Here is a 24,291-nt window from a genome sequence, read left to right as displayed (position 1 = left end):
TCAGGACCTTGGATCGAATGCGTCACGCAACGCTTCGCCGATGAATACCAATAAAGACAGAATCAGCGCCAGCGTGAAGAACGCCGTCAGACCGAGCCAGGGGGCTTGCAGGTTCTGTTTGCCCTGGCCGATCAACTCGCCCAGCGAGGCACTGCCGGCGGGCATGCCGAAGCCGAGGAAGTCCAGCGCGGTCAGGGTCGAGATCGCTCCGGTGAGAATGAACGGCAGGTAGCTCAAAGTCGCATTCATCGCGTTGGGCAGAATGTGCCGAAAAATCACCTTGCGGTCGCTGAGCCCCAAGGCACGGGCCGCTTTGACGTATTCCAGATTGCGCCCGCGCAGGAATTCGGCGCGCACTACATCCACCAGCGCCAGCCATGAAAACAGCGCCATGATCCCCAGCAACCACCAGAAATTCGGCTCGACGAAACCGGACAGAATGATCAGCAGGTACAACACCGGCAACCCCGACCAGACTTCCAGCAGCCGTTGCCCAAGCAAGTCGACCCAGCCGCCGTAGTAGCCCTGCAATGCACCGGCAGCAATGCCGATCAGTGCGCTGACAAACGTCAGCATCAAGGCAAACAGGATCGACACCCGCGCGCCAAAAATCACCCGCGCCAGCACATCTCGCGATTGATCGTCAGTCCCCAGCCAATTCACCGATGTAGGCGGGCTGGGCGCTGGTTTGTTCAGGTCATAGTTCGGCGTGTCGTCACTGAACGGAATCGGCGGAAACAGCAGCCAGCCGCCGTCCTTGCGAATCAGGTTCTGCACATAGTCGCTGCGATAATCGGCCTGGAATGGCAGTTGCCCGCCGAACTCCTGTTCGGTGTGGCGCTTGAACACCGGGAAATACCACTGGCCCTGATAGCTGACCATCAACGGCTTGTCGTTGGCGATCAATTCGCCGCCGAGTGTCAGCATGAACAGGCCGATGAACAGCCACAGCGACCACCAGCCGCGACGGTTTTTCTTGAAACGCTCGAAACGGCGACGACCCAACGGCGAGAGCTTGAACATCAGGCGTTCCTCGCGGCGAAGTCGATACGCGGGTCGACCAGGGTGTAGCACAGGTCGCCAATCAGTTTTATCAGCAGGCCGAACAGGGTGAAGATGAACAACGAACCGAACACCACCGGATAATCCCGCGAAACCGCCGCTTCGTAGCTCATGCGCCCGAGGCCATCGAGCGAAAAAATCACTTCGATCAGCAGGGAGCCGGCGAAGAACACGCTGATAAACGCTTGGGGAATGCCGGACACCACCAGCAGCATCGCATTGCGAAATACGTGGCCATACAGCACACGGCGTTCACTCAAGCCTTTGGCGCGCGCGGTCACCACATACTGGCGGGTGATTTCATTGAGAAACGAGTTTTTCGTCAGGATCGTCAGCGTCGCAAATCCGCCGATCACCAGCGCTGTCACTGGCAGCACCAGGTGCCAGAAATAGTCGGCGATCTTGCCCAGGGTCGACAGCGATTCGAAATTGTCCGAGACCAGCCCGCGCACCGGAAACCAGTTCAGCGAGGTGCCGCCGGCGAACACCACAATAAGGAACATGGCAAACAAGAACGCCGGCATCGCATAACCGATGATGATGGCGGTACTGCTCCAGACATCGAAATGACTACCGTGGTGAACGGCCTTGCGAATCCCCAGCGGAATCGACACCAGGTACGTAATCAATGTCGCCCATAAGCCGAGCGAAATGGTCACCGGCATCTTTTCCAGGATCAGATCAGTGACCGTGGCGCCCCGGAAGAAACTCTTGCCGAAGTCCAGCTGCGCATAGTTTTTCAGCATCAGCCACAGGCGCTCATGAGCCGGTTTGTCGAAGCCGTATTGTTTCTCGATGTCCTTGATCAGTTGCGGATCGAGGCCACGGCTGGCGCGCGAGGCGCCGCTGGCAGTCTCGCTGGCACCGGCGCCGACGGCGGCGCCACCGCCACCGATCCCTTGCAGATGAGCGATGGCCTGTTCCACCGGGCCGCCCGGAGCGGCCTGAATGATCACGAAGTTGACCAGCAGAATGATCACCAGCGTCGGGATGATCAGCAGCAGACGCCGCAATATGTAACCCCACATCAGTGCGGTCCTCCGGGTCTGCCGCGGGCAATTTTCTCGGCGGTCATCTGTTGGTTGGTCAGCGGCGTGCGGCTGATTTCCCACCAGCTCTCGATCGCTTCGTCATTGCTGGCCTGAATCGTCGGTATGCCGAAACGGTTCCACCACACGGTCGAAGTACCGGGTGGATAGTAATTGGAAATCCAGTAGTAGTTCCATTGCAGTACCCGGTCCAGTGCATGCGCATAGCGCAGCATGTCGGCCTGGGTGGATGCGCGAATCAGGCCATTGATCAGGGTATCGACCGCCGGGTTTTTTAGCACCATGTAGTTGTTGGCACCGGGATCGTTGGCCGACGCCGAGCCGAAGTAGTTGAGCAGTTCGCCGCCCGGAGATGTCGTGACGGGATAGCCGGTAACGATCATGTCGTAATCGCGGCTCATCAGCCGGTTGACGTATTGCGACGAATCGATGCGGCGGATGTTGAGCTCGATGCCGATCTGTTTCAGCGTGCGTTTGTAGGGCAGTAGCAGGCGATCCATACCGTTCTGGCTGACCAGGAAAGTGAAGCTCAGCGGCTCGCCCTGGGCGTTCACCAGTTGATCGCCCTCGGGTTTCCAGCCAGCCTCTTCGAGCAGTGCGAGGGCTTGCAGTTGCTTGTCGCGGATCACACCGCTGCCATCGGTTTTCGGCGCCTCGAAAACTTTGCTGAACACCTCGTCGGGGATCTGCCCACGCAAGGGTTCGAGGATCTTCAGTTCTTGCGCATCGGGCAACTCGGTGGCGGCCAGCGACGTATTGGAGAAGTAGCTTTGCTGGCGAATATACAGACTGCGCATCATCTGCCGGTTGCTCCACTCGAAGTCCCAGAGCATCGCCAATGCCTGGCGCACACGCCGGTCGGCGAACATCGGCTTTTGCAGGTTGAACACGAATCCCTGGGCCGATTGCGGCGCTTCGGTCGCCAAATGGGCTTTTTGCAGACGGCCGTCGCTCAGCGCGGGGCTGTCATAGCCGATCGAATAGCCGGTCGCCGAGAATTCGCGGTTGTAGTCGTAGGCGCCGCCGCGCAGCACTTGGCGAGCGACATCGGTGTCGCCGAAGTATTCGATGCTGAAATGATCGAAGTTGTACAGGCCGCGACTGACCGGCAGGTCCTTGCCCCACCAGTCGGGGTTGCGCTCAAAGGTGATGCTGCGCCCCGAATCGACCCTGCCGACTCGATAGGGGCCGCTGCCCAGCGGGGCTTCATAACCGCCACCGCCGGCGAAATCGCGGGTTTTCCACCAGTGTTCGGGGAACACCGGGAGCGTCGCTATATCGAGGGGCAGGGTGCGGTTTTCGTTGCTCTTGAAATCGAAACGCACGGTCAGCGGCGCCTCAACTTCGACACCTTTGACCTCGGCGAACTGGGTGCGATAGCGCAGGCTGCCCTGGGTCATCAGAAGGTCATAGGTGTAGCGCACGTCTTCGGCGGTGATCGCTTTGCCGTCGGCGAAGCGGGCCTTGGGATTGATGAAAAAGCGCAGTGACAGGCCATCGTCCGAACGCTCCATCTTTTGCGCGACCAGGCCATACACGGTGTAAGGCTCGTCCAGCGAGCGCTGGGCCAGCGGCGAATACAACAACCCATCGATCTGCGTGACTCCGATGCCTTTGTCTATATAAGGAAGGACATGGTCGAAGTGGCCGATCTCGATGGCCGAACGGCGCATCGTGCCGCCCTTGGGCGCCTGCAGGTTGGTGTAGTCGAAATGGCTGAAACCAGCGGGGTATTTGGCAGGCTCGCCATAAACGGTCAGGGCATGTTGCGGTGCGGGGTTCGCGCTTGCGCCAGCCGTCAGCAGGGCGAGGGCGGCAAGCATCAATGTGGGGAAAACCAGTCGCATTGTCAGCCTTGGGACTTGAATCGATAAGCGCAAGTTGTACGCGAGAGGCGCGTCGCTCGCCAGCCGTATGTGTAACTGAAACACAACGGCCCACCAGAAGGCGGGCCGTTGCGGGCAGTCGGACGACGAATCAGTCCTGACGGCTGGTGACTTCCAGCAGGTGATAGCCGAACTGGGTCTTCACCGGGCCTTGCACGACATTGATTGGCGCGCTGAACACGACGGTGTCGAATTCCTTGACCATCTGACCAGGACCGAAGGAGCCCAGGTCACCGCCCTGACGGCTCGATGGGCAGCTGGAGTTGGCCTTGGCCACTTCGGCGAAATCGGCGCCGCCTTCGATCTGGGCCTTGAGTTCGTTGCACTTGTCTTCGCTGGAAACCAGGATGTGGCGGGCAGTGGCTTTAGCCATGGGGAATTTCTCCAAATGTATTTCAGTAAAGTGTGGAGCCTACCGGATTCAGTGAGCGATTTCCCGGCAAAGTTCCGTTGCTCTGTCCGTGGCGCAAATCAGAGATCGGCTGCACGCAGGCGCTCGGCGTGTTCGACGTACAGCTCGATCGGATCAGGCAGCCTCGTCACCGTGCCGTAAGCGCGGCGCAGACTGCCCAGATGGTCCAGCGGATAGTCCGAGCGAATCACCTGGCCCAAGTGAGAACTGAAGCGCCCGACAAACCCATCGTTTTGCTCCGTCTCGGTCGTGAAGTATTGCGAAAGCGCCTGGCAGATACGATGCATGGGATCAAGCAGTGAGGCGGGCGCAGTCGCAATGACGCCACTCCATGAATAATAGCGCACGCCATCGACCTGGTCCGGCCCATGCCCGCCCCAGGTCCTGGGTAGCCCTTGCGGATACTTATCGTTGAAATCGCCGACGCCTTCGGTTGTCAGTGCATTGAGCGCGGCCAGTGCGTTCTGCGGTAACGCCGAATTGCCACTGAGCAATGAAAGGAAGTTGGCAAACAACGTCGCGACGTTCTGCGCCACCGCTTCCGGCAAACGGCCCGGGACCAGTGCCTTGCGCAAGAAGTCGGCCAGTTCCGAACCATGATTCGGGCCACTGACCGACGTCACCGAAGCAACGGTGTGTGGTGCAAGCGCTGCAGCGTAGCGGGCTGCCAATGCACCTTGGCTGTGGCCGATAAGGTTGACTTTCTCGGCACCTGTGCCAATCAGTACGCGATGAATCTGTGCAAGCAGTTGTTCACCCCTTGTTTCGTTTTTGTGAGTGGCGGAAATATGTGGGACGAACACACGGCTGCCGGCTGTTTTCAAAGCGTCGCGTGCGTCATGGAATAGCTCGAAGTGGCCGATGCGCTCGAATCCGAACAGACCATGTACCAGCAGGATGGGATAGCGAGTTGAAGCATTCCGTTGCATGTTCTGACCTTTCACAGAGGTTCATCGGGAGTCCGGAGGCCACTCTAAAACACTCATCTTGCCGAAGAAGTAAGAACAGGCTTCTATTGGTCGATGAAACTGGACCAGAAGTTGTACGAATTATCAGATAGTTGTGAGATCCGAATCGGAAGTTGCCGCCGTCTTTCGCACATTCAATAACAAATTCGAGATGTTTGCCTACTCGCCGCGCAGCTTTTACCGGACGTCTGCGGCGAATCGTGCCGACAGAAGAAATTCGCCGGATCCCGTTCAATGTGAGCTGTCGACGTCGCTTGCAAACGGCGTTTTTCCAAGGAACGGAGCCACTGATGAACACGCATGAAGTCGAGTTTTGCTACCGGATGCGCCACCCCGTCGGAGCCTGTGCATCAAATGAGTTGTTGCCAGCGGCAACCCTGGATTCGGTCGAAGGCAGGGTGCTCGATCCCGCGTTGGGCAGGGTCGTTGTCCGTATCGCTCCTTATCCAGGCATGACCTGCGGAGACCGCTTGCTGCTGAGTTGGGAAGGGCTGGATATCGAAGGCTTCGCTTACCAGCATGAAATGGTGCGTTATGTCACCGAAGGCCAGGTCGGCAAGGAGGTTGTTTTCGTCATCAAAGGCCTGCATGTCGCGGCACTGGATGGCGGTTCGCTGGAAATCTACTGGACTCGCATGAGTGCCGGATTGCCCGAACCCTCCTTGTCGGCACGTCTGCAATTATCGGTCGGTGATCCACGTCCACAACTGCTCGCACCGATCGTCGAGGGTGTGGTCAGTGGAACACTGGACCCAGCGCGGGTGCCGGAGGGTACGCTTGTCGTGCTGCAGCCTTATGCGCGCATGGCGGCTGGCGATCGGGTGACATTGATATGGGGCACCGATGCGTTTCCAGCTTCTTTAAGGGATAACCTGAAGGTCGAAACCTTCGCTGTTGCCGATGTGCTGTCATTCTGGATCGACGGAGCGCACATCGCCGGGCATCTCGGTGAGCAGGTAGCGGTGCGTTACCGGGTCGAAGACGCTGTCGGCGCACTGCGTGAGTCCGAAGCGACGAAACTGCGGGTGATGCCCTTTTTCCGTGAGGATCTGGACGCCCCCGATGTGCTGGAGGCCCAGGATGGCGTGCTTGACAGTGAAGATTCAATCGATGGGGTGACTGTCGTGATCGGTAATGCCCGCACGCAGGAAGGGGAGTTGGTATACCTCAAATGTGACGGAGACTTTTTCAACCATCGCGACGACCGTGAGATCAGCCGCGAAACGGCAGGGAAACCGTTGATTTTCATCGTGCCTCACCGGTTTTGGCGTGAGCATCATGGCACCACGGTGCGTGTGGCTTACACGGTAGAACGTCTCGATGATGTCAGTCAGGAATCGGCAGAAACACAGGTACGAGTAGAGGCGTAGCGCTGTCTGCCATCCCTTCGGTTTCAGCGAAACCGAAGGGATGGCATGGCTATCAGTCCGCGTGCGCAGCGAGACGCTTGGCGGCGTCGAGCAACAAGCGCTCAGTCGCACTGAAACCGAGGCAGCCATCGGTAATCGATACCCCGTAGCGCAGAGATCCGCTCAGCGGCTGGCAGCCCTCGAACAGGTGGGATTCGAGCATCATGCCGATCAGGCCGCGATCTCCCTGCAGGCGTTGCTCAAGCACTTCGTTGAAAACGCCGGGTTGGCGCAAAGGGTCCTTGCCACTGTTGGCGTGACTGCAATCGACCATGATCCGGCTCGGGATATTCAATCGATTCAGATCGGCGTGGATCTTTGCCACGCTCTCGCGATCATGGTTCGGCCCTTTGTGACCCCCGCGCAGCACCAGATGGGTATCGGGGTTGCCTGGCGTTTGAATGATGGCCGGATGACCCTGGCTGTCGACGCCAAAATGCCGATGCGGGTGCGCTGCCGAACGCATGGCATCAACCGCAATTGCAGCACCGCCGTCGGTGCCGTTCTTGAAGCCGACCGGCATGCTCAAGCCGCTGGCCATCTCGCGGTGGATTTGCGATTCAGTCGTGCGCGCGCCAATGGCCACCCAGCTCAGCAGATCATCGAAGTACCCGGCGGCCATCGGTTGCAGCAGTTCCGTGGCCACCGGCAAGCCGAGCCGAATCATTTCCAGCATCAACTCGCGTGACAGCGCAAGGCCACCGGCCATGTCATCGCTGCCATCCAGGTGCGGGTCGTAGGCCAGGCCTTTCCAGCCAACCGTGGTGCGTGGTTTTTCGACATAGGCACGCATTACCAAAAGCATTTCGTCGCTGACCTGTTCAGCCAGTCGAGCGAGTTTTACGGCATATTCGAGTGCGGATTGCGGGTCGTGGATAGAGCAGGGGCCGACAATTACCAGCAGCCGCTGGTCCTGGCCGTTGAGAATGGCGCGCACGGATTGGCGCTGGGCGGCGATCTGCTGACTCAAGGTGTTGCTGAGCGGTAACCGCTGTTTGAGTTGCAACGAGCTGGGCAGACGCAAGGTCAGTGCTTCGTTGGCAGGATTCAATGTGGAGAGTGGCAGAGCGGAAACGGACGAGTTCATATTCGGTCTTCCTGGGCTGGCGGCGGTTTCTTACCGCGCGCTCGGCCCTACTGGGGTGTTCGACAATTGGCCGGATTGGCTACGTGTGTGTGCTTGCCACCTGTAGGTGACCGATCGGAGGCGGCAGGCTGTCCCGAGCGGAAGCTGGTAAATCGCCAGGCGCTAAAGCTGTCGTAACGGTAATAAGTGGCGTAATTCATGGGTGAATCCTCAAATGTCTGGTGGTGTGGCTGAAAATGTGTGAAGCCTGAAAAAACAAAACCCCCGGTCGGGGAGCCGACCGGGGGTTGAGAAATCTCTGGTAGGCGACCCGTTTACATGGGCGCCGTTTGGGTATCAGGCGCGCCAGTGGCTAAACCAATACCCAAAATAAAAGCTGACCGGAGCGCAAACACCATTCACCCACGCAGCCGCGACCGAGCGCTGGGCGCTGGCGGTATCAAGCTGTGAAAGTGTATTGAACATGGTCTGTCTCCGTGGAATGGACCGAGCTTACTCGACGCTGACCGGCGGCAGCAATCAGAAATTGCTATTGGCTGTTCAACCTGATGTCTATTGCCGAAGTGCTTGAGATCGTAACACCCGGTCCCTTGCTTGTTGACCGAGGATGAACAGTGTCGTCATTGTGCTGGTTGTGGCGCTGACGAATGCGACAAAGAATGGCAAGCGCCCTGGGTTGGTGTTTCTGGAGAATGCAGGATGAGCCTTGAATTGCGTCGCGCTACCGCCGAGGACGTGACATTCGCCCGCGAGCTGACCTGCCAGAACATGCTGCGTTACTACCTTGAGTTCGCGCTGCCATGGCAAGACCATGCGTTCGATGTCGCGTGGTCGGAGCGGCAGAACTGGCTGATAGTGCGTGATGACGTGTCTGTCGGTTATATGAGTCTGAGCCGGGACATGCGCGCGCTTTATATTCGAGAATTACAGGTCTCTGAAGCGTTTCATCGACAAGGTGCCGGTTCCTGGGCGATCGATCAGGTTATCGACATGGCGCGCAGAGAGCGTCGTCCGGCTATACGCCTGACGGTCTTTCAGAATAATCCGGCAAGAAACCTTTACGAAAGAAAAGGCCTGCAGGTCCGGGGCAAGGATGAGTGTTTTCTGCGAATGCAGCTCGATATCAGCACACCTGTGCTCTGAAACCCGCAGCCGGCAAGCCCTCAATGATGTATTGAAACTTTTTTAATGCTGCTTTCCGCTAGGTCTGTGGGGCACTTTTTGCTAAGGTGTCCCGCATCCCAATATGACCATATCGCGAGGTGTCTGCTTGATTAGGGTGCTAGTGGTCGATGACCATGATCTCGTTCGTACGGGCATTACCCGCATGCTGGCCGATATCGACGGCTTGCAGGTGGTCGGCCAGGCCGAGTCCGGGGAAGAGTCCCTGATCAAGGCTCGAGAGTTGAAACCCGATGTGGTTCTCATGGATGTCAAGATGCCCGGCATCGGTGGCCTGGAAGCCACGCGCAAGCTCCTGCGCAGTCATCCGGACATCAAAGTCGTCGCGGTGACGGTTTGTGAAGAAGATCCTTTTCCGACACGCTTGCTCCAGGCCGGCGCTGCGGGATATCTGACCAAGGGCGCCGGGCTGCCGGAAATGGTTCAGGCGATTCGCCTGGTGTTCGCGGGTCAGCGCTACATCAGTCCGCAAATCGCTCAACAACTGGCAATCAAATCCTTCCAGCCGTCCAACGATTCGCCCTTCGATGCGCTGTCGGAGCGGGAAATTCAGATCGCGTTAATGATTGTCGGCTGTCAGAAGGTGCAGATCATTTCCGATAAGCTGTGCCTGTCGCCGAAAACCGTGAACACCTATCGCTACCGTATCTTCGAGAAACTTTCGATCAGCAGTGACGTTGAGTTGACGCTGTTGGCGGTTCGTCACGGCATGGTCGATGCCAGCCTCTGATCATGACTGAAACATTCGATTCCAGTGCTTTTCTCTCGACCGTCAGCGGACGCCCAGGCGTCTATCGCATGTTCGACAGTGATGCGCGGCTGTTATACGTCGGTAAAGCCAAGAACCTGAAAAAACGCTTGGCGAGCTACTTTCGCAAAACCGGTCTCGCGCCCAAGACCGCGGCGTTGGTCGGACGGATTGCGCAGGTCGAGACAACCATCACGGCGAATGAGACCGAAGCGTTATTGCTTGAGCAAACGCTGATCAAGGAATGGCGTCCGCCGTACAACATTCTGTTGCGCGACGACAAATCCTACCCCTACGTGTTTCTCTCCGATGGTCAATTTCCGCGCCTGAGCATTCATCGCGGAGCGAAAAAAGCCAAGGGCAAGTACTTCGGTCCCTATCCGAGTGCCGGTGCCATCCGCGAAAGCCTGAGCCTTCTGCAAAAAACCTTTTTCGTTCGTCAGTGTGAAGACAGCTACTACAAGAACCGCGCGCGACCATGCCTGCAATATCAAATCAAACGTTGCAAGGCGCCTTGCGTTGGCCTGGTCGAGCCCGAGGTTTACGCCGAGGACGTGCGTCACTCGGTGATGTTTCTTGAGGGGCGTAGTCATGCGTTGACCAACGAGCTGTCCACGGCAATGGAAGAAGCGGCGATCAATCTGGAATTCGAGCGAGCGGCCGAGTTGCGCGACCAGATCGCACTGTTGCGACGGGTCCAGGATCAGCAAAGCATGGAGGGTGGCACGGGAGACATTGATGTCATCGCTGCGTTCGTCAACCCCGGCGGCGCCTGCGTGCATCTGATCAGTGTTCGCGGCGGGCGAGTGCTGGGCAGCAAGAATTTCTTCCCGCAAGTGGGCATCGAAGAAGACGTGTCGGAAGTCATGGCCGCGTTCTTGGGCCAATACTTCATCAGCAGCCCCGAGCGCGATTTGCCGAGTGAACTGATCGTCAACGTGGTGCACGAAGACTTTCCGGCGCTGATCGAGGCCATTCATGAATTGCGTGGGCGCGAGTTGGCGATCAGTCATCGGGTCCGTGGTACGCGTGCGCGCTGGCAGCAATTGGCTGTCACCAACGCCGAGCAGGCATTGGGCGCGCGTCTGGCAAACCGTCAACACACCGCGGCGCGTTTCGAGGCCTTGGCCGAAGTGCTCAATCTCGATGAGCCGCCACAGCGTCTGGAATGCTACGACATCAGTCATTCCAGCGGTGAGGCAACGGTGGCTTCCTGCGTGGTGTTTGGCCCTGAGGGCGCAATCAAGTCGGACTACCGGCGCTACAACATCGAAGGCGTCACGGCCGGTGACGATTACGCTGCCATGCACCAGGCACTGACGCGGCGCTTCAGTAGACTCAAGGAAGGCGAGGGCAAGTTGCCGGACATTCTGCTGGTCGATGGCGGCAAGGGCCAGCTATCGATGGCTCGCGATGTGCTCAATGAACTGGCCGTGCCGGATCTGATTCTGCTCGGGGTTGCCAAGGGCGCAACCCGCAAGGCTGGCTTCGAAACGTTGTATCTGAATGATGCAGCGCACGAGTTCACGTTGCGCGGCGACTCGCCGGCATTGCATCTTATTCAGCAGATTCGCGACGAAGCACACCGTTTCGCAATCACCGGGCACCGCGCGCGCCGCGGCAAAACCCGCCGCACGTCTACGCTTGAAGGCGTTGCTGGCGTTGGACCAACCCGCCGTCGCGACTTGTTGAAACATTTTGGTGGATTGCAGGAGTTGTCTCGTGCAAGCATCGAAGAGATCGCCAAAGCCCCGGGGATCAGTAAAAAGCTCGCAGAGTCGATTTATGCGAACCTGCATAGCGAGTAGAATGCCCCCTCACCTCGTAGCCAGTTGTGCCGATGAATATCCCTAATCTGATTACCGTTTTACGCGTCCTGCTCATACCGATCTTCATTTTGCTGTTCTATCTGCCTTACCAGTGGAGTTACATGGCCTCTGCCTCGGTGTTTGCCTTTGCGGCAGCGACCGACTGGCTGGACGGTTACCTCGCCCGTCGTCTGGAGCAGAGCACGCCGTTCGGCGCGTTTCTCGATCCGGTTGCCGACAAACTCATGGTTGCCGTGGCGTTGGTGTTGCTGGTGCAGGAACACGGCAATCTCTGGCTTACGTTGCCGGCGGCAGTCATCATCGGTCGCGAAATCGTCGTTTCGGCATTGCGTGAATGGATGGCCGAACTCGGCGCCCGTGCCCATGTCGCAGTGTCCAATCTGGGCAAATGGAAAACCGCTGCACAGATGCTTGCTTTGGTGATCCTGCTGGCCAATCCCAAGGACTTCAGCTTCTGGGTCATCTTGGGTTACGCCTTGCTGATGGTCTCCGCCGGCCTGACGTTATGGTCGATGGTTCAATACCTTCGTGCTGCCTGGCCGCATCTGAAGACGGATGTGGAAAAGAAATAAAAGTTTTTTGAATCAAGGGGTTGACGGACCTTCTTAATTCTATAGAATGCGCATCACCAAGCGGGAATAGCTCAGTTGGTAGAGCACGACCTTGCCAAGGTCGGGGTCGCGAGTTCGAGTCTCGTTTCCCGCTCCAAGTTTTACGTATTTGTTGTTGTGCTACTGACAGCGAATGCTTTGAGGCCGAGTAGCAAAATGGTTATGCAGTGGATTGCAAATCCACCTACGCCGGTTCGATTCCGACCTCGGCCTCCACTTTAAACAAGCTCCGTAGATCCATGATTTACGGAGCTTTTTTATTTGCACTGCGCTGCAAGATTCAGTCTTGAAATACAGCCATTGCTAACTTGCTTCAACGGGAAGTGATGTATATATTTCCCGCACTGCTTCAAGGGCTGCATCCTGTCAGGATTGCTGCTCTGATGCAGACTACAGCAACACCGCGCTACCGCCCGAATGGCGAAACTGGTAGACGCATGGGACTTAAAATCCCCCGCTCGTAAGGGCGTGCCGGTTCGATTCCGGCTTCGGGCACCATGAATATGAAGGGCTTGCATGAGATATTTCGTGCGAGCCCTTTTTTTGCTTTGCAGTTACCAGGTTCAGCGCGAATTCATCTCTTTGCTGAGTCGAGTGGACTTTACCCTGCGCCTGCGCATCCAGCTCGCGAGTGCATGTAGCGGATGCAGAACGGCCGCAAGCGCGCCCACAACCAGGATTGAAAAAAGCGTGATCAGCGCAATGCTTTCGTGCGAGAACATGGTGGGTTACTCCTGTAGTCACTATGTTGGAACCCGCAGGCTAGACGCTTTCGACGGTGTTTGCGGTGAACGTATGTTCATCTTTTTCCGGCCGGACTGTGCTACGGGAAACTCGCGTAGGGGGCTGGCGGAGTAAAAAGCGATACTGGCTTTTGACCGGCAGGGAACCGATCAGGAAGGAAAAATAATCATCACGCGCAAGCGAACTGGCGGTGACTGCAGCGTCACCGCTCGTGCAGTAAACCTCGCGCCCGCTTGTTCAATGGCGGTCATCTGAACCGGGGCAATGGCCGATCGATAGGTTTCAACGCTGACAGCGTATTGCGAATCAGCGGAGCATCCTTTTCGATGTCGTTGAGCCGGTCGCGGATGCGCAGGGCGGTGGGGTGACCGCCTTGATGATCGACCCAGTCGGCGATTTCCTTGCAGGCCGCCGCAAGTCGAGCCTGGCGGGCGTCGAGAAGGGTGAGGAGGGTGGTGATGGACTCTTTTTCGGACATGGAACACCTCCGTTCTATCTAAGCTGAATGGCAGCAGAAAGCCCGCGCTGGCGAGCCTCATGCCGTGGGGGTGCTGCTCCCTCAGCTGGTTTGAGTATAGACCCGCTTTTGATCGATATCAGGCGCAGGGCCGGCGGGCAACTGACGGGGCGCTGGCTGCGTTCAGCCGCTGGCATTCATTTTCCGCGTCGTCTTCTTTGTCGTAGCCATCGCCGATGAAGCCGCCTGTGCGCGTGTCGCGGATTCGAAACCAGCTTTGCGCTTCAGCGGGATCTTGCTGACTGTCCCCGGCGCGACGGCCGTGGATGATGATTTTGGTGCAACGCTGCACGACGAAAATGTCTTCCATGGCGCCACCGCACTGATTCGTGTCACAACAACTATAGAAGCCTGTAGCGATTGCGCAAAAAATACACAGTTCAGCGCGTCGGCTGCCCGCTCAAGTCAGCCATCAACTGGCGTCCGCCACCTCAATCATCTGTTCAAGAAACATCGCCAGAGCCACTTCCTCGGTGCGCAAGCCTTTGCGCACGCGCGGTTTCGGCAGTTCGGCAAGGGCGCCGAGCATGAATTTTTCCACCACGCCGGGATGGATGTAGCACTTGCGGCACACCGCCGGGGTGTTGCCCAGTTGCTTGGCGACGTTTTTCACCATCTCCACCACGTGCCGTTTTGCCTCGGCCTCGGACTCCCATTGCAACTCACGCAATGTCGACAGCGCCAAAGCGCTGCCGGCCCAGGTGCGGTAATCCTTGGCGGTGAAATCGGCGCCGGTGAGGGTTTTCAAGTAGGCGTTAACGTCTGACGAGGTGACGGAGTGGCGTTCGCCGTTTTCGTCCAGATACTGAAACAGGTTCTGCCCGGGGATCTCCAGGCAGCGCTTGATGATGCGTGCCAGGCGTCGGTCCTTGACGGTGATCTGGTGTTCGATGCCGCTCTTGCCACGAAACTGGAACAGGATCGCGCTGCCGTTGACCTCGACGTGGCGGCTGCGCAGGGTGGTCAGACCGTAAGAACGGTTATCGCGGGCATATTGCGTGTTGCCGACCCGAATCAGCGTAGCGTCGAGCAAAGTGATGACGGTTGCCATGACCTTGTCGCGACTGAAGCCGGGCGCCGCCAGCAGCGCTTCCAATTGCTTGCGCAGCTTTGGTAGCGCCAGACCGAAATCGCGCAGCCGGGAATACTTGTCGGCATCGCGCACCTCACGCCAGCGTGCATGGTAACGATACTGCTTGCGGCCGCGCGCATCGCGGCCGGTGGCTTGCAGATGACCGCACGGGTCCGGGCAGATCCACACATCAGTGTACGCCGGAGGGACGGCGAGGGCGTTGATCCGTTTGATTTCATCCGGGTCGGTGATGCGTTGTCCCGACGGTGAGAAGTAGCAGAACTTGCCGCGCAGTTTCTTGCGAGTGATACCGGGCTGGGAGTCATCGACGTAATGCAGGTCGGATGGCAGTGCAGCAGTCAGCTCGGTGTCGGGCATGGCAAGGTCCTTGGGTGGCAGCGGTCAGTAAAATCATTGACCGCACGCCGTTGCCGTCGTGCCAAATGATTCAGGCAAGCACCGCGACCGCTTTGATCTGCGCCCACAACCGCTGGCCCGGGTGCACACACAATTGGTCTCTGGAATAGCGCGTGATCCGTGCGAGCAACGGCGTTCCGCCTGCATCGAGACGAATCAGTACGTGAGCGGCGTTGTCGGCTGCTTGCTCGCCCACTACCGTAACTGGCAATCGATTGAGAATGCTGCTGGATTCGCTGTCATGCAGCGCCAGGCTGATGTCCCGCGCATGCACCTTGCAGCGCAGCGTCTGGCCGATACTCATCGGTGCATGCGTGACGCGAATGCTCATTTCGGTAGCCGGCAGTTGCAGGCTCAGTAATTGATACTGCGCATCGTAAGCGCTGACCTGGCCTTCGATGATCACCCCGGCGTCATCGCCCATTGCCATCGGCAAGTCCAGCCGTGCGAGGGTTTCGCCGATCGGGCCGCTGGCCAACACCTTGCCCTCGCTGAGCAACACCAGGTGATCGGCCAGTCGCGCCACTTCGTCCTGGGCATGGCTGACATACAGCACCGGAATGTCCAGTTCGTCATGCAGGCGCTGCAAGTAAGGCACAATTTCGTTTTTGCGCTGGCTGTCGAGTGCGGCCAGCGGTTCGTCCATCAGCAACAATTTCGGACTGGTGAGCAACGCGCGGGCGATGCCGACACGCTGTCGCTCACCGCCGGACAAATGCTCTGGATGGCGATTCAGCAGGTGCGCGATGCCCAGCAGTTCGGTGGCTTGCGTTATCTCGACCTGACGCTGCAATTTGGCAATACGTTTGAGGCCAAACTGCAAATTGGCCATGACCGACAGATGCGCAAACAGGCTCGCTTCCTGGAATACATAGCCGATTGCTCGCTTGTGCGGCGGGACGAAAATGCCGTTGTCGCTGTCCTGCCAGACCTCGCCGTTGACCTCAACAAAGCCTTGCCCGGCGCGTTCGAGTCCGGCAATACAACGCAGGCAGGAGGTCTTGCCAGAGCCGGAAGGCCCGTAAAGTGCAGTCACGCCGCGGCCCGGCAAGTGCAGGTCGACATCGAGGCTGAAGCCTGGCCAGACGGTTTTCAAACGAGCATTGATCATCACTCAGCTCCAGCCCGCGCGGGTCTTGCGGCTGGAGTACAGCGCCAGCAATACCACAAACGAAAATATCAGCATTGCCCCGGCCAGCCAGTGGGCCTGGGCATATTCCAAGGCTTCGACGTGGTCATAGATCTGCACGGAAACCACACGGGTCTTGTCGGGGATGTTGCCGCCGATCATCAGCACTACGCCGAACTCACCGACGGTATGCGCAAAGCCGAGGATCGCTGCGGTGATAAAACCAGGTCGAGCCAGCGGCACCATCACGCTGAAGAACGTATCCCAGGGACCGGCGCGCAGGGTGGCGGCGACTTCCAGCGGGCGCTGGCCAATGGCGGAAAACGCGTTCTGCAATGGTTGCACCACGAACGGCATGGAATAGATCACCGACCCAATCACCAGCCCCGTAAAGCTGAAGGTCAGCGTGCCCAAACCCAGCCATTGGGTGAATTGGCCGAGAAAGCCGTTCGGGCCCATCATCAGCAACAGGTAAAAACCGATGACGGTGGGCGGCAGAACCAGGGGCAGGGCGACGATCGCCCCGATCGGGCCACGCAACCAGGAGCGGGTGCGCGACAACCACAGGGCAATCGGTGTGCCGACCACCAGAAGAATTGCCGTGGTGACGGACGCCAGTTTCAGGGTCAGCCAGATCGCGGCGAAATCGGCACTGGTCAGTGCCATTTACAGTTGATAACCGTAAGACTTGATCACCGCAGCGGCTTGCGGGCCTTTGAGGTATTCGACCAGTGCCTTGGCGGCAGGATTGTCTTTGCCTTTGTTCAGAATCACGGCGTCCTGTTTGATCGGGTCATGCATGTCGGCCGGTACGATCCACGCCGAACCGCTGCTGACTTTACCGTCCTTGTAGATCTGCGACAGGGCGACAAAACCCAGTTCGGCGTTGCCGGTCGAAACGAATTGATAAGCCTGTGTGATGTTTTGTCCCTCAACCAGCTTGGCTTGGGTAGCCTCGGTCAGTTTGAGTTTGGCCAGTACCTGGGTCGCCGCCAAGCCGTAGGGTGCAGCTTTCGGATTAGCGATGGACAGATGCCGGTACTGGTTTTTCTGCAAAACTCCGCCCGCATCATCGACGTAACCTTCTTTCGCCGACCACAGCGCCAAGGTGCCGATCGCATAAGTGAAGCGCGAACCTTTGACAGTGTCGCCTTCCTTTTCAAGTTTTTCCGGGGTGGTATCGTCAGCGGCCAGGAACACTTCGAACGGCGCGCCGTTCTTGATTTGCGTATAGAACTGGCCGGTGGCGCCGTAGGCTGCAACCAGTGTATGCCCGGTGTCTTTTGCGAAGCCGGCGGCGATGGCCTGGATCGGCGCGGTGAAATTCGCGGCCACTGCCACTTGTACTTCATCGGCCAAAGCGCCATTGCTGGCGAATACAGCGATCAGAGATGCCAGGCAGGCAGGGGCAAATCGTGAGGCACGCAGGATCATGCAACAGCTCCGTGGTTGGCGTGTACGCGGGCAGCACTGTCAGGTGAAGGCTGCTTCGCGGCAAGTGTGCTTTCGCTATATACGGAAATATATAGCGAAAGCAGGCCAAACAGGAAATGTTCTGTGCCACGTCAACGATGCTTGAGTTTCGCCAGTGCGCCTTCGGCCAACTGCCGGGTCAGTTGAGCACTGTCTGTATCCTTGCCCAGCGTGAACGCCTGACCGGCCCATAGGTTGGCGAATTGTTCCTCTTTCACCGCGCGCAAAGGCATCAATGCCCCGCCAGCCAGGGGGAACGCCGGGGCTTGAGCCGACATCGGGCCGAGTTCGCGCATCACCCGGTTGAGAATGCCCCGCGCCGGTCGCCCGGTAAAAAGATTGGTGATTGCGGTTTCGCTTTCCTTGGCGGTGCGCAGCGCCTTGTGGTGACTGGCGCTGATTTTTGCTTCGGTCGTAAACAGATAAGCGGTGCCGACCTGTACGGCCGAGGCGCCGAGCATGAATGCCGCCGCCACGCCGCGCGCATCGGCAATGGCCCCTGCGGCTATCACCGGGATTTTTACCGCATCGACCACCTGTGGGACCAGGGCAAACGTACCCACCTGACTGCTCAGGTCATCGCTCAGGAACATGCCCCGATGGCCGCCGGCCTCATAGCCCATGGCGATGATCGCATCGCAGCCGTGCTGTTCCAGCCAGACCGCTTCATCGACCGTGGTTGCCGACGAGAGGATCTTCGCTCCGGTAGCCTTGACCCGCTCCAGCAGCGATTTTTCCGGCAGGCCGAAATGGAAACTCACCACCTCGGGCCGGAACTCTTCCAGCACTTCGCAGGCCACTGCATCGAAAGGCGCACGGTTGGACACCGGCGTCGGTGCGTCGAAATCAACGCCCAGTTCGCGGTAGTACGGCTCAAGCAGGTTTTTCCATTCGCGTGCGCGCTGTTCATCGGTGACGGGAGGCTGATGACAGAAGAAATTGACGTTGAATGGCCTGGTCGTGTTCTGGCGAATGGTCTTCAGTTCTTCGCGCAATTGCTCGATGCTCAGCATCGCCGCCGGCATCGATCCCAATCCACCCGCGTTGCATACGGCGATCACCATGGACGCATTCGTCGCGCCGGCCATCGGCCCCTGAATGATGGGTAATTGAATGCCGAGCAAATCAACGATGCGAGTGTCTGGCCATTGGCTCATGAAGCTGTTCTCCGAACGAGGAAGCGGGCAGGGATGGCAGAAGCGGTTTGTAACAGCAAAAGCGCGTTTCGAGCCAGTCCGAAATTGAGAACAACCCGTGCAGTTTTTCAGCGCCGAAAGAGTCCGCCACTTGTCCTGCGTGCGCAGCTATGCCTTCTCCTGAGGCAGATTCGCTGTTTGGCCCATGGTCGAATGTGGCAATGTGTTTCGATGTGCTATTCCACGACACGACATTCTGAAAACAGTCATGCGAGGCAGTCATGTTCAACGCCATTGTGATCGACAAAGACGACAGCAGTTACCGCGCCAATCTGCAGCAACTCGACGAAGCGCAATTGCCTGAAGGGGACGTTACGGTAGCTGTCGCCTACAGCACGCTGAACTTCAAGGATGGGCTGGCGATTACCGGCAGCAGCCCGGTGGTGCGCAAGTTTCCGATGGTGCCAGGGATCGATCTGGCCGGCACCGTGGAACACAGCTCCCATCCGGATTACCAGGTCGGCGACCCGGTACTGCTCAATGGCTGGGGCGTTGGCGAAAATCACTGGGGCGGTCTGGCGCAGAAAGCCAGGCTCAATGGTGACTGGCTGATTCCTTTGCCCGAGGCTTTTACACCGGCGCAGGCCATGGCTGTCGGGACGGCCGGTTACACCGCGATGCTGTGCATTCTGGCGCTCGAACGCAATGGTGTGACGCCAGCCCAGGGTGAGGTGCTGGTCACCGGCGCCAATGGTGGTGTCGGCAGCTTCGCGATCGCGCTGCTGAGCAAACTCGGTTATCGCGTGGTGGCGTCCACCGGGCGAGTGTCGGAGCATGAATACCTGCAGCGATTGGGCGCCAGCGAAATCATCGACCGCGCGACGCTGTCCGAACCGGGCAAGCCGTTGGCCAAGGAACGCTGGGCCGCCGTGATCGATTCCGTCGGCAGTCACACTTTGGCCAATGCTTGCGCCAGCACTCGCGCCGAAGGCACTGTCGCGGCCTGTGGTCTGGCGCAAGGGATGGACTTCCCGGCATCCGTGGCGCCGTTCATTTTGCGCGGCGTGACGCTTGCCGGCATCAACAGCGTGACCCAGCCGAAAGCGCGGCGAGTGCGCGCGTGGGAGCGGCTGGCCAAGGATCTGGATTTCTCGCTGCTGGCCTTGATCAGTCGTGAGATCGGCTTGAATGAAGCCCTCGACGCGGCGCCGCAGTTGCTGGCCGGGCAACTGCGCGGTCGCGTTGTGGTTGACGTCAATCGCTGAGCTGAACGAGCGCCAGGCGCTAAGGCTGGGTTTCCCGCTCGAGCAATTGCCGTTTGCGCTCAACGCCCCAGCGATAGCCTGAGAGGTTGCCATCGCTGCGCACCACGCGGTGGCACGGGATCGCCACCGCCAGACGGTTGGCCCCGCAAGCCTGGGCCACGGCGCGCATCGACGTTGGCGCGCCGATGCGTTGAGCGATTTGCGCGTAACTGGCCGTCTGCCCCGGCGGGATTTCCCGCAGCGCTTGCCATACGCGCTCCTGAAACGCAGTGCCGCGCACATCAAGCGGCAAGTCCAGGCCGATCGCTGGCGCCTCGACAAACCCCACGACCTGGGCGATCAGTTGCTCGAACCCGGCATCGGCGCCGATCAGGTTGGCCAGGCGAAACTGATCCTGCAAATCACAAACCAGACGATGCGGATCGTCACCCAACAGAATCGCACACACTCCGCGATCACTTTGCGCGACCAGAATCGCCCCGAGCGAGCATTGGCCGACGGCGAAGCGGATATCGTTATTCTTGCCGGCAGCGCGGTAATCGCCAGGTTTCATCCCGAGCAATTGATTGGCTGACTCATAGAAGCGGCTATTGGAATTGAATCCCGCGTCATATAGCGCCTCCGTCACCGACCCAGCGTTTGCCAGGTGTTGACGCAGCTTGCGCGAGCGGTGGGCGGCGGCGTAGCCCTTGGGCGTCAATCCGGTTGCGGCTTTAAAGATGCGATGGAAATGAAATGGGCTCAGGCCAGCGGTCTGCGCCAGTTCGCTGAGCGCCGGCAATGTCTCGGCGGCCTCGATATGACGGCAGGCGTTGGCGACAGTCGCTGCGTGCTGTGCGGCAACGTCGCTGTGATCCTTGCCGGCGCGTCTGCTGGCTCGGTAGCCTGCGGCCTCGGCCTGCTCAGCCGTATCGAAAAACTCGACGTTGTGCGGTTTCGGCAGGCGCGAGAGGCTGCTTGGCCGGCAATAGACACCCGTGGTCTTTACCGCATAGACGAATTGCCCGTCCGCTTTCGGGTCGCGGGCCACCACAGCGGCCCAGCGCGGATCGGTTTCGATGCTGACGGTGTTGGCTAGCGTGTCCATAGGGGTAATCCGTTGACCTGTTTGATTCAGGTTAACTGGCGTCGATTGACTCGACACTCCGGGCCTTGCGGTCAAACTTTCAGGCGCTGCCGGCGACGCGAAAGGTGAGGTTGATGCGTCGTTCGCCCAAGCGCGGATGATAGCCTGGCTTGATCGGCAACACGCCGTGGAAACGCAAGCGATCAACGCCGCCCCAGATCACCATGTCGCCATGCAGCAGCGGGATCCGCTGGCACTTGTCGCTGCGTACGAAGCCGCCGAACAGAAACATCGCTGGTAAACCCAGCGACAACGAAACGATCGGCGCGGCGTAGGCTTTTTCGTCCTTGTCCTGATGCAATGACATTTTCGCGCCGGGGACATATTGGTTGATCAGGCAGGAATCGGCCGCAAAGTCAGCGAACCCGGCTTGCTCTGCGGCGGCGCGCGCCAGATCGGCAAACACCGCAGGTAACGCAGGCCACGGCAATCCGCTGAGCGGATCCACGTTTGAATAGCGATAACCTCGGCGATCGGTGACCCAGCCCAGACGGCCGCAACTGCTGGTGCCGACCGACATGCTGAAGCCGCCGGGGGTAACCATATGGCGGAGCGGGGCGGCCGCAAGCACCGTGTCCAGCTCCGACAGCAGTCGATCAATCTGTGACAAGGCAAACCCGCGCAACACCCACGATTGCTCGCCGATCTGCTCGGCCCGGGCTTGCTGGACGGGTTCGTGGTCGGCGAACAGGTCAAACGTGGTCGGTTGCATGGTGTCGATTACAGCGCTTTGCTGACCTTGATGTCACTGACGTTTTCGTTTGTGTGCATTTTTTTTAGCGCCGCTTCTGCTTCCTCTTCAGTGCCGCTTTCAAGCTCAGCGAACTCGAAACGCTGCTCGCCGTCGAGCTTGTACTTGATGACGTATTTGGTCGTTTGCGCCACGGTGATGTCTCCTCTTCTGGTAAGCGTTTATCAGCTGAGCTTGGTGCTGGAGCGACGAATGATCTTGATCGAATGGGTCAGCGTCGGCTTGCGCGTCACGCTTATCGCGCGGCGGTTGACGGTGTCGATGGTGATGTTCCAGAAGCCGGTGCTAGGCGCGGTGATGCGGGCCGGGAACGTATCGAAGGCGCCGCCGTGATAAGTGTGGCGGCCGCCATTTTTGAAGCTGCGGAAGTTGGCGTCGTTCATCAGACGGATGTTGCACATTTGCGAGCATTGGATGACGACGATGTCGTCTTCGTTGAGGTGTTCGCGCTGGTGAATGAATTTCATGGGCGCCTCCAGAAGGGCTTTTGCTACAAAATCAAAACGATAGCTTGTCGATGAGCGCAGTTTATCAGCCCGCACGGGTTATTATCTGGCCGTCGGGCATCGGTTTGACAATTTTGAACAGATATTCGCAATCGGATGCGGGTTAAATGCAAAAGGCGTCGGAGAAAAACAGCGTTTGTGCTGTCGGACGGTCTTTAACGGAGGTTTTGTATGAAGTGGGGTGTGGTGTGTCTGCCGTTGATATTGGCTGTCGGTGGTTGTGCGAACGTTTCCGAGATCAATGAAACGCTGCCGACCATGAGCGTAATCTCCGGCAAGAAGCCCCAGGAATATGCCGAGTGTCTGGCCGAAAAGCTGGCCGACAGCCGCGGCGCGCTGCAAGTGCAGCCGCACAAGGAAGGCGTGCGAGTGATCGTGCCGGGCAAACTTTCCACCGGTCCGGCGGCGGTCTTCGATATTGAAGACCGCTCCGGCGGCAGCAGCATCAAATTGCACGAGCGCATGTCGAATGTGCCAGTGCGTCCGCATGATGTGCAAAAAGCCGCCAACGCCTGTATTTCCGGCTGATAGACTTGTCGTCGTCAGCACCAATGCCGTCGCAGTGATGCTGTGACGGCATTGTCATTTCTGGAGTCGCGATGAAGCGAGAGCACGTTCGGGAGCGCCATGCAGAGGGCCTTATCTCTGCCACGCATGTCATTCAGAACCCGGCCAATCCGGGCGAATGGATCGTGTTTTTCAAGAAAAGCGCCGGTCGCAGCTATTTTCTGGTGGACGAAAACGACGAAGTCGAGTCGTTCAGCCGTCTCGACGATTTGATCGAAGTCGTGCGGGGACTCGGGATCAAATTCGCCGAAATTCATATGTAGCGACTATTTGCAGACCACGATGACGCTGCGGTTTTTGTAGTTGCCGACATCCACCCCCAAGGTCTTGTCATCCTCTGTGGGGGCGGGCGTTCCGTCTGTACCGACGATGCGGTAACCGGTGCCGGCGCAAGATGCATCGGCCTTTTCGTAGCACATTGCCCAAGAGTTGGCTTCGCCGGAGCAATCGATCGCCAAGCCTTGTTCGCCGTTGTTCAGATAGGCAGGGCGCGAGGTGGCGCATCCGGCCAGGGTCAATACTGCGATGATGGAAAGCAGGTTTTTCAGGGTCATGTTCAGGTCTTCAGCAAGGGGTGGCTAGACGCTCTGACAGCGCTGCGTCGAAAAGGTTATAGCGATTGGCCACTTGTTTGTCCGCAGGCATGAAAAAGCCCTGCGCGATGGCAGGGCTTGAGGGTTGTGGCTCGGCCGATCAGTCCTGATCCTTGCCGCGGCGCTTGGCCGATGCTGGCGTGTCGGTGAACACAGCCGCCACATCGGTGGCCATTTGTTCGCTGTCGAAAGGCCCGGCGATGTGCTCGCCATTGGTGGTGGTCAGCGTCCACTTGCCGTCTTTCTTGTCGATCACATACCCGTTGACGATTTTTACCGCAGCCATCTATCTGTCTCGTTCGCTGGTTCAAAGTCGCCATGATACCGGCAAATGCGCACATTGGGGGCCGATCAGGGTATGGTGATCCGGCTCGTCCGGTTCTTGAGCTACGCTGAATACGCCGCTGAAAATCTGGATGGAACTATCGGCACGAATATTTCTCTATCTTGGCATCGGTTAGCCAGTGCGGGGCATTGTAAGGTGCACGCCGCCTGATTAGACTGCGCCGAAACTCGTACACACAGCCTTTTCAAGGACTTATATGATCAAGAAATGCTTGTTCCCAGCAGCCGGTTACGGTACTCGCTTCCTGCCAGCGACTAAAGCCATGCCTAAAGAAATGCTGCCGGTGGTAAACAAGCCACTGATCCAGTACGGCGTTGAAGAAGCGCTGGACGCTGGTCTGACGGAAATCTCCATCGTGACCGGTCGTGGCAAACGTGCTCTGGAAGACCACTTCGACATCAGTTAC

General features: G+C 58.5%; 30 protein-coding genes and 3 tRNA genes. 12 read left to right on the top strand and 21 right to left on the bottom strand.

The window, feature by feature from the left end; translation table 11 throughout:
* The 5 genes from ACYYKW_RS09655 to ACYYKW_RS09635 all read right to left on the bottom strand — a co-directional run bounded on the left by ACYYKW_RS09655 (position 1) and on the right by ACYYKW_RS09635 (position 5,338).
* The gene (locus tag ACYYKW_RS09655) at positions 1-1,023 is read right to left on the bottom strand and encodes an ABC transporter permease (protein ID WP_090283245.1); all 1,023 of its coding nucleotides are present in this window, start codon (positions 1,021-1,023) and stop codon (positions 1-3) included.
* On the bottom strand, positions 1,023-2,090 hold the full coding sequence (locus tag ACYYKW_RS09650; protein ID WP_464989993.1) for a microcin C ABC transporter permease YejB: 1,068 nt from the start codon (positions 2,088-2,090) through the stop codon (positions 1,023-1,025). The genes ACYYKW_RS09655 and ACYYKW_RS09650 overlap by 1 nt, the downstream gene beginning before the upstream one ends.
* A complete protein-coding gene (locus tag ACYYKW_RS09645) occupies positions 2,090-3,958 on the bottom strand; it encodes an extracellular solute-binding protein (protein ID WP_464989992.1) in 1,869 nt (622 codons plus the stop codon). Before ACYYKW_RS09645 ends, ACYYKW_RS09650 begins: the two co-directional genes overlap by 1 nt.
* A gap of 130 nt (positions 3,959-4,088) precedes the next feature.
* Complete coding sequence (locus ACYYKW_RS09640; protein WP_039758565.1) at positions 4,089-4,370, bottom strand: peptidylprolyl isomerase; 282 nt, start codon at positions 4,368-4,370, stop codon at positions 4,089-4,091.
* 98 nt (positions 4,371-4,468) lie between these two features.
* On the bottom strand, positions 4,469-5,338 hold the full coding sequence (locus tag ACYYKW_RS09635; RefSeq protein ID WP_336354869.1) for an esterase/lipase family protein: 870 nt from the start codon (positions 5,336-5,338) through the stop codon (positions 4,469-4,471).
* Between the two features lie 329 nt (positions 5,339-5,667).
* Between ACYYKW_RS09635 and ACYYKW_RS09630 the strand changes: the two genes are divergently transcribed.
* On the top strand, positions 5,668-6,747 hold the full coding sequence (locus tag ACYYKW_RS09630; RefSeq protein WP_464989991.1) for a hypothetical protein: 1,080 nt from the start codon (positions 5,668-5,670) through the stop codon (positions 6,745-6,747).
* A gap of 52 nt (positions 6,748-6,799) precedes the next feature.
* On the opposite strand, the gene ACYYKW_RS09625 is transcribed toward ACYYKW_RS09630, so the two are convergent.
* Entirely contained in the window at positions 6,800-7,873 is a 1,074-nt protein-coding gene (locus ACYYKW_RS09625) for a 3-deoxy-7-phosphoheptulonate synthase (protein WP_464989990.1), read from the bottom strand.
* A gap of 336 nt (positions 7,874-8,209) precedes the next feature.
* Positions 8,210-8,338 carry a hypothetical protein gene (locus tag ACYYKW_RS09620; protein WP_269458767.1) on the bottom strand — a complete coding sequence of 43 codons (129 nt, stop codon included), beginning with the start codon at positions 8,336-8,338 and terminating at the stop codon, positions 8,210-8,212.
* A gap of 234 nt (positions 8,339-8,572) precedes the next feature.
* Between ACYYKW_RS09620 and ACYYKW_RS09615 the strand changes: the two genes are divergently transcribed.
* The 7 genes from ACYYKW_RS09615 (at position 8,573) to ACYYKW_RS09585 (ending at position 12,741) form a co-directional block, all read left to right on the top strand.
* Positions 8,573-9,016, top strand: coding sequence for a GNAT family N-acetyltransferase (locus tag ACYYKW_RS09615; protein WP_464989989.1), 444 nt, complete (start codon positions 8,573-8,575; stop codon positions 9,014-9,016).
* Positions 9,017-9,143: 127 nt separating this feature from the next.
* A complete protein-coding gene (gene gacA, locus ACYYKW_RS09610) occupies positions 9,144-9,785 on the top strand; it encodes a response regulator transcription factor GacA (protein WP_016984198.1) in 642 nt (213 codons plus the stop codon).
* 2 nt (positions 9,786-9,787) lie between these two features.
* Positions 9,788-11,611 (top strand): excinuclease ABC subunit UvrC, encoded by a 1,824-nt coding sequence (uvrC, locus tag ACYYKW_RS09605; RefSeq protein WP_090283252.1) that lies wholly within the window; start codon positions 9,788-9,790, stop codon positions 11,609-11,611.
* 32 nt (positions 11,612-11,643) lie between these two features.
* A complete protein-coding gene (gene pgsA / locus ACYYKW_RS09600; RefSeq protein ID WP_007950102.1) occupies positions 11,644-12,204 on the top strand; it encodes a CDP-diacylglycerol--glycerol-3-phosphate 3-phosphatidyltransferase in 561 nt (186 codons plus the stop codon).
* Positions 12,205-12,264: 60 nt separating this feature from the next.
* A tRNA-Gly gene (locus ACYYKW_RS09595) sits at positions 12,265-12,340 on the top strand.
* A 45-nt stretch (positions 12,341-12,385) separates the two neighbouring features.
* Positions 12,386-12,459: transfer RNA gene (locus ACYYKW_RS09590), tRNA-Cys, on the top strand.
* 195 nt (positions 12,460-12,654) lie between these two features.
* Positions 12,655-12,741: transfer RNA gene (locus ACYYKW_RS09585), tRNA-Leu, on the top strand.
* Positions 12,742-12,806: 65 nt separating this feature from the next.
* On the opposite strand, the gene ACYYKW_RS09580 is transcribed toward ACYYKW_RS09585, so the two are convergent.
* The 8 genes from ACYYKW_RS09580 to ACYYKW_RS09545 all read right to left on the bottom strand — a co-directional run bounded on the left by ACYYKW_RS09580 (position 12,807) and on the right by ACYYKW_RS09545 (position 18,752).
* Positions 12,807-12,965 (bottom strand): hypothetical protein, encoded by a 159-nt coding sequence (locus ACYYKW_RS09580; protein WP_167359894.1) that lies wholly within the window; start codon positions 12,963-12,965, stop codon positions 12,807-12,809.
* Positions 12,966-13,234: 269 nt separating this feature from the next.
* Positions 13,235-13,465 (bottom strand): hypothetical protein, encoded by a 231-nt coding sequence (locus ACYYKW_RS09575; RefSeq protein WP_090283253.1) that lies wholly within the window; start codon positions 13,463-13,465, stop codon positions 13,235-13,237.
* Positions 13,466-13,583: 118 nt separating this feature from the next.
* Positions 13,584-13,814 (bottom strand): hypothetical protein, encoded by a 231-nt coding sequence (locus ACYYKW_RS09570; RefSeq protein ID WP_093101785.1) that lies wholly within the window; start codon positions 13,812-13,814, stop codon positions 13,584-13,586.
* 102 nt (positions 13,815-13,916) lie between these two features.
* Positions 13,917-14,954 carry a DNA topoisomerase IB gene (locus ACYYKW_RS09565; RefSeq protein ID WP_093101784.1) on the bottom strand — a complete coding sequence of 346 codons (1,038 nt, stop codon included), beginning with the start codon at positions 14,952-14,954 and terminating at the stop codon, positions 13,917-13,919.
* A 70-nt stretch (positions 14,955-15,024) separates the two neighbouring features.
* Entirely contained in the window at positions 15,025-16,104 is a 1,080-nt protein-coding gene (gene modC, locus ACYYKW_RS09560; protein WP_464989988.1) for a molybdenum ABC transporter ATP-binding protein, read from the bottom strand.
* Between the two features lie 3 nt (positions 16,105-16,107).
* The gene (modB, locus tag ACYYKW_RS09555; RefSeq protein WP_336354808.1) at positions 16,108-16,788 is read right to left on the bottom strand and encodes a molybdate ABC transporter permease subunit; all 681 of its coding nucleotides are present in this window, start codon (positions 16,786-16,788) and stop codon (positions 16,108-16,110) included.
* Positions 16,789-17,556 (bottom strand): molybdate ABC transporter substrate-binding protein, encoded by a 768-nt coding sequence (gene modA, locus ACYYKW_RS09550; protein WP_464989987.1) that lies wholly within the window; start codon positions 17,554-17,556, stop codon positions 16,789-16,791.
* Between the two features lie 131 nt (positions 17,557-17,687).
* On the bottom strand, positions 17,688-18,752 hold the full coding sequence (locus ACYYKW_RS09545) for an NAD(P)H-dependent flavin oxidoreductase (RefSeq protein ID WP_464989986.1): 1,065 nt from the start codon (positions 18,750-18,752) through the stop codon (positions 17,688-17,690).
* Positions 18,753-19,012: 260 nt separating this feature from the next.
* On the opposite strand from ACYYKW_RS09545, the gene acuI reads away from it, so the two are divergent.
* A complete protein-coding gene (gene acuI, locus ACYYKW_RS09540; protein ID WP_464989985.1) occupies positions 19,013-19,996 on the top strand; it encodes an acrylyl-CoA reductase (NADPH) in 984 nt (327 codons plus the stop codon).
* 19 nt (positions 19,997-20,015) lie between these two features.
* Here acuI and ada read toward each other — a convergent pair whose 3' ends face one another.
* The 4 genes from ada to ACYYKW_RS09520 all read right to left on the bottom strand — a co-directional run bounded on the left by ada (position 20,016) and on the right by ACYYKW_RS09520 (position 22,340).
* On the bottom strand, positions 20,016-21,083 hold the full coding sequence (gene ada, locus ACYYKW_RS09535) for a bifunctional DNA-binding transcriptional regulator/O6-methylguanine-DNA methyltransferase Ada (protein WP_464989984.1): 1,068 nt from the start codon (positions 21,081-21,083) through the stop codon (positions 20,016-20,018).
* A gap of 79 nt (positions 21,084-21,162) precedes the next feature.
* A complete protein-coding gene (alkB, locus tag ACYYKW_RS09530) occupies positions 21,163-21,834 on the bottom strand; it encodes a DNA oxidative demethylase AlkB (RefSeq protein WP_464989983.1) in 672 nt (223 codons plus the stop codon).
* An 8-nt stretch (positions 21,835-21,842) separates the two neighbouring features.
* The gene (locus tag ACYYKW_RS09525) at positions 21,843-22,007 is read right to left on the bottom strand and encodes a hypothetical protein (protein ID WP_464989982.1); all 165 of its coding nucleotides are present in this window, start codon (positions 22,005-22,007) and stop codon (positions 21,843-21,845) included.
* A 30-nt stretch (positions 22,008-22,037) separates the two neighbouring features.
* Positions 22,038-22,340: a DUF1883 domain-containing protein gene (locus ACYYKW_RS09520; protein WP_007912251.1), complete on the bottom strand. Its 303-nt coding sequence runs from the start codon at positions 22,338-22,340 to the stop codon at positions 22,038-22,040.
* Between the two features lie 210 nt (positions 22,341-22,550).
* Between ACYYKW_RS09520 and ACYYKW_RS09515 the strand changes: the two genes are divergently transcribed.
* Both ACYYKW_RS09515 and ACYYKW_RS09510 read left to right on the top strand, forming a co-directional pair.
* Complete coding sequence (locus ACYYKW_RS09515; RefSeq protein WP_090283264.1) at positions 22,551-22,907, top strand: hypothetical protein; 357 nt, start codon at positions 22,551-22,553, stop codon at positions 22,905-22,907.
* A 71-nt stretch (positions 22,908-22,978) separates the two neighbouring features.
* The gene (locus ACYYKW_RS09510) at positions 22,979-23,209 is read left to right on the top strand and encodes a hypothetical protein (RefSeq protein ID WP_090283265.1); all 231 of its coding nucleotides are present in this window, start codon (positions 22,979-22,981) and stop codon (positions 23,207-23,209) included.
* 3 nt (positions 23,210-23,212) lie between these two features.
* On the opposite strand, the gene ACYYKW_RS09505 is transcribed toward ACYYKW_RS09510, so the two are convergent.
* Both ACYYKW_RS09505 and ACYYKW_RS09500 read right to left on the bottom strand, forming a co-directional pair.
* The gene (locus tag ACYYKW_RS09505) at positions 23,213-23,500 is read right to left on the bottom strand and encodes a hypothetical protein (RefSeq protein WP_090283266.1); all 288 of its coding nucleotides are present in this window, start codon (positions 23,498-23,500) and stop codon (positions 23,213-23,215) included.
* 139 nt (positions 23,501-23,639) lie between these two features.
* Positions 23,640-23,825, bottom strand: a complete 186-nt coding sequence (locus tag ACYYKW_RS09500; protein WP_090283267.1) for a hypothetical protein — start codon at positions 23,823-23,825, stop codon at positions 23,640-23,642.
* A gap of 256 nt (positions 23,826-24,081) precedes the next feature.
* On the opposite strand from ACYYKW_RS09500, the gene ACYYKW_RS09495 reads away from it, so the two are divergent.
* Positions 24,082-24,291 (top strand): sugar phosphate nucleotidyltransferase (locus tag ACYYKW_RS09495; protein WP_464989981.1); only part of this gene is annotated, 210 nt, incomplete at its 3' end.

The sequence above is a fragment of the Pseudomonas sp. 15C genome, assembly GCF_055484735.1.
Note: the sequence above shows the minus strand (reverse complement) of the source record. Positions and strands in the feature narration are given on the sequence as shown.

Bases quoted from the DNA above. Each gene is read 5' to 3' on its own strand.
- ACYYKW_RS09655 (WP_090283245.1), bottom strand. From the start codon at position 1,023: ATGTTCAAGCTCTCGCCGTTGGGTCGTCGCCGTTTCGAGCGTTTCAAG.
- ACYYKW_RS09650 (WP_464989993.1), bottom strand. From the start codon at position 2,090: ATGTGGGGTTACATATTGCGGCGTCTGCTGCTGATCATCCCGACGCTG.
- ACYYKW_RS09645 (WP_464989992.1), bottom strand. From the start codon at position 3,958: ATGCGACTGGTTTTCCCCACATTGATGCTTGCCGCCCTCGCCCTGCTG.
- ACYYKW_RS09640 (WP_039758565.1), bottom strand. From the start codon at position 4,370: ATGGCTAAAGCCACTGCCCGCCACATCCTGGTTTCCAGCGAAGACAAG.
- ACYYKW_RS09635 (WP_336354869.1), bottom strand. From the start codon at position 5,338: ATGCAACGGAATGCTTCAACTCGCTATCCCATCCTGCTGGTACATGGT.
- ACYYKW_RS09630 (WP_464989991.1), top strand. From the start codon at position 5,668: ATGAACACGCATGAAGTCGAGTTTTGCTACCGGATGCGCCACCCCGTC.
- ACYYKW_RS09625 (WP_464989990.1), bottom strand. From the start codon at position 7,873: ATGAACTCGTCCGTTTCCGCTCTGCCACTCTCCACATTGAATCCTGCC.
- ACYYKW_RS09620 (WP_269458767.1), bottom strand. From the start codon at position 8,338: ATGTTCAATACACTTTCACAGCTTGATACCGCCAGCGCCCAGCGCTCG.
- ACYYKW_RS09615 (WP_464989989.1), top strand. From the start codon at position 8,573: ATGAGCCTTGAATTGCGTCGCGCTACCGCCGAGGACGTGACATTCGCC.
- uvrC (WP_090283252.1), top strand. From the start codon at position 9,788: ATGACTGAAACATTCGATTCCAGTGCTTTTCTCTCGACCGTCAGCGGA.
- pgsA (WP_007950102.1), top strand. From the start codon at position 11,644: ATGAATATCCCTAATCTGATTACCGTTTTACGCGTCCTGCTCATACCG.
- ACYYKW_RS09580 (WP_167359894.1), bottom strand. From the start codon at position 12,965: ATGTTCTCGCACGAAAGCATTGCGCTGATCACGCTTTTTTCAATCCTG.
- ACYYKW_RS09575 (WP_090283253.1), bottom strand. From the start codon at position 13,465: ATGTCCGAAAAAGAGTCCATCACCACCCTCCTCACCCTTCTCGACGCC.
- ACYYKW_RS09570 (WP_093101785.1), bottom strand. From the start codon at position 13,814: ATGGAAGACATTTTCGTCGTGCAGCGTTGCACCAAAATCATCATCCAC.
- ACYYKW_RS09565 (WP_093101784.1), bottom strand. From the start codon at position 14,954: ATGCCCGACACCGAGCTGACTGCTGCACTGCCATCCGACCTGCATTAC.
- modC (WP_464989988.1), bottom strand. From the start codon at position 16,104: ATGATCAATGCTCGTTTGAAAACCGTCTGGCCAGGCTTCAGCCTCGAT.
- modB (WP_336354808.1), bottom strand. From the start codon at position 16,788: ATGGCACTGACCAGTGCCGATTTCGCCGCGATCTGGCTGACCCTGAAA.
- modA (WP_464989987.1), bottom strand. From the start codon at position 17,556: ATGATCCTGCGTGCCTCACGATTTGCCCCTGCCTGCCTGGCATCTCTG.
- ACYYKW_RS09545 (WP_464989986.1), bottom strand. From the start codon at position 18,752: ATGAGCCAATGGCCAGACACTCGCATCGTTGATTTGCTCGGCATTCAA.
- acuI (WP_464989985.1), top strand. From the start codon at position 19,013: ATGTTCAACGCCATTGTGATCGACAAAGACGACAGCAGTTACCGCGCC.
- ada (WP_464989984.1), bottom strand. From the start codon at position 21,083: ATGGACACGCTAGCCAACACCGTCAGCATCGAAACCGATCCGCGCTGG.
- alkB (WP_464989983.1), bottom strand. From the start codon at position 21,834: ATGCAACCGACCACGTTTGACCTGTTCGCCGACCACGAACCCGTCCAG.
- ACYYKW_RS09520 (WP_007912251.1), bottom strand. From the start codon at position 22,340: ATGAAATTCATTCACCAGCGCGAACACCTCAACGAAGACGACATCGTC.
- ACYYKW_RS09515 (WP_090283264.1), top strand. From the start codon at position 22,551: ATGAAGTGGGGTGTGGTGTGTCTGCCGTTGATATTGGCTGTCGGTGGT.
- ACYYKW_RS09510 (WP_090283265.1), top strand. From the start codon at position 22,979: ATGAAGCGAGAGCACGTTCGGGAGCGCCATGCAGAGGGCCTTATCTCT.
- ACYYKW_RS09505 (WP_090283266.1), bottom strand. From the start codon at position 23,500: ATGACCCTGAAAAACCTGCTTTCCATCATCGCAGTATTGACCCTGGCC.
- ACYYKW_RS09500 (WP_090283267.1), bottom strand. From the start codon at position 23,825: ATGGCTGCGGTAAAAATCGTCAACGGGTATGTGATCGACAAGAAAGAC.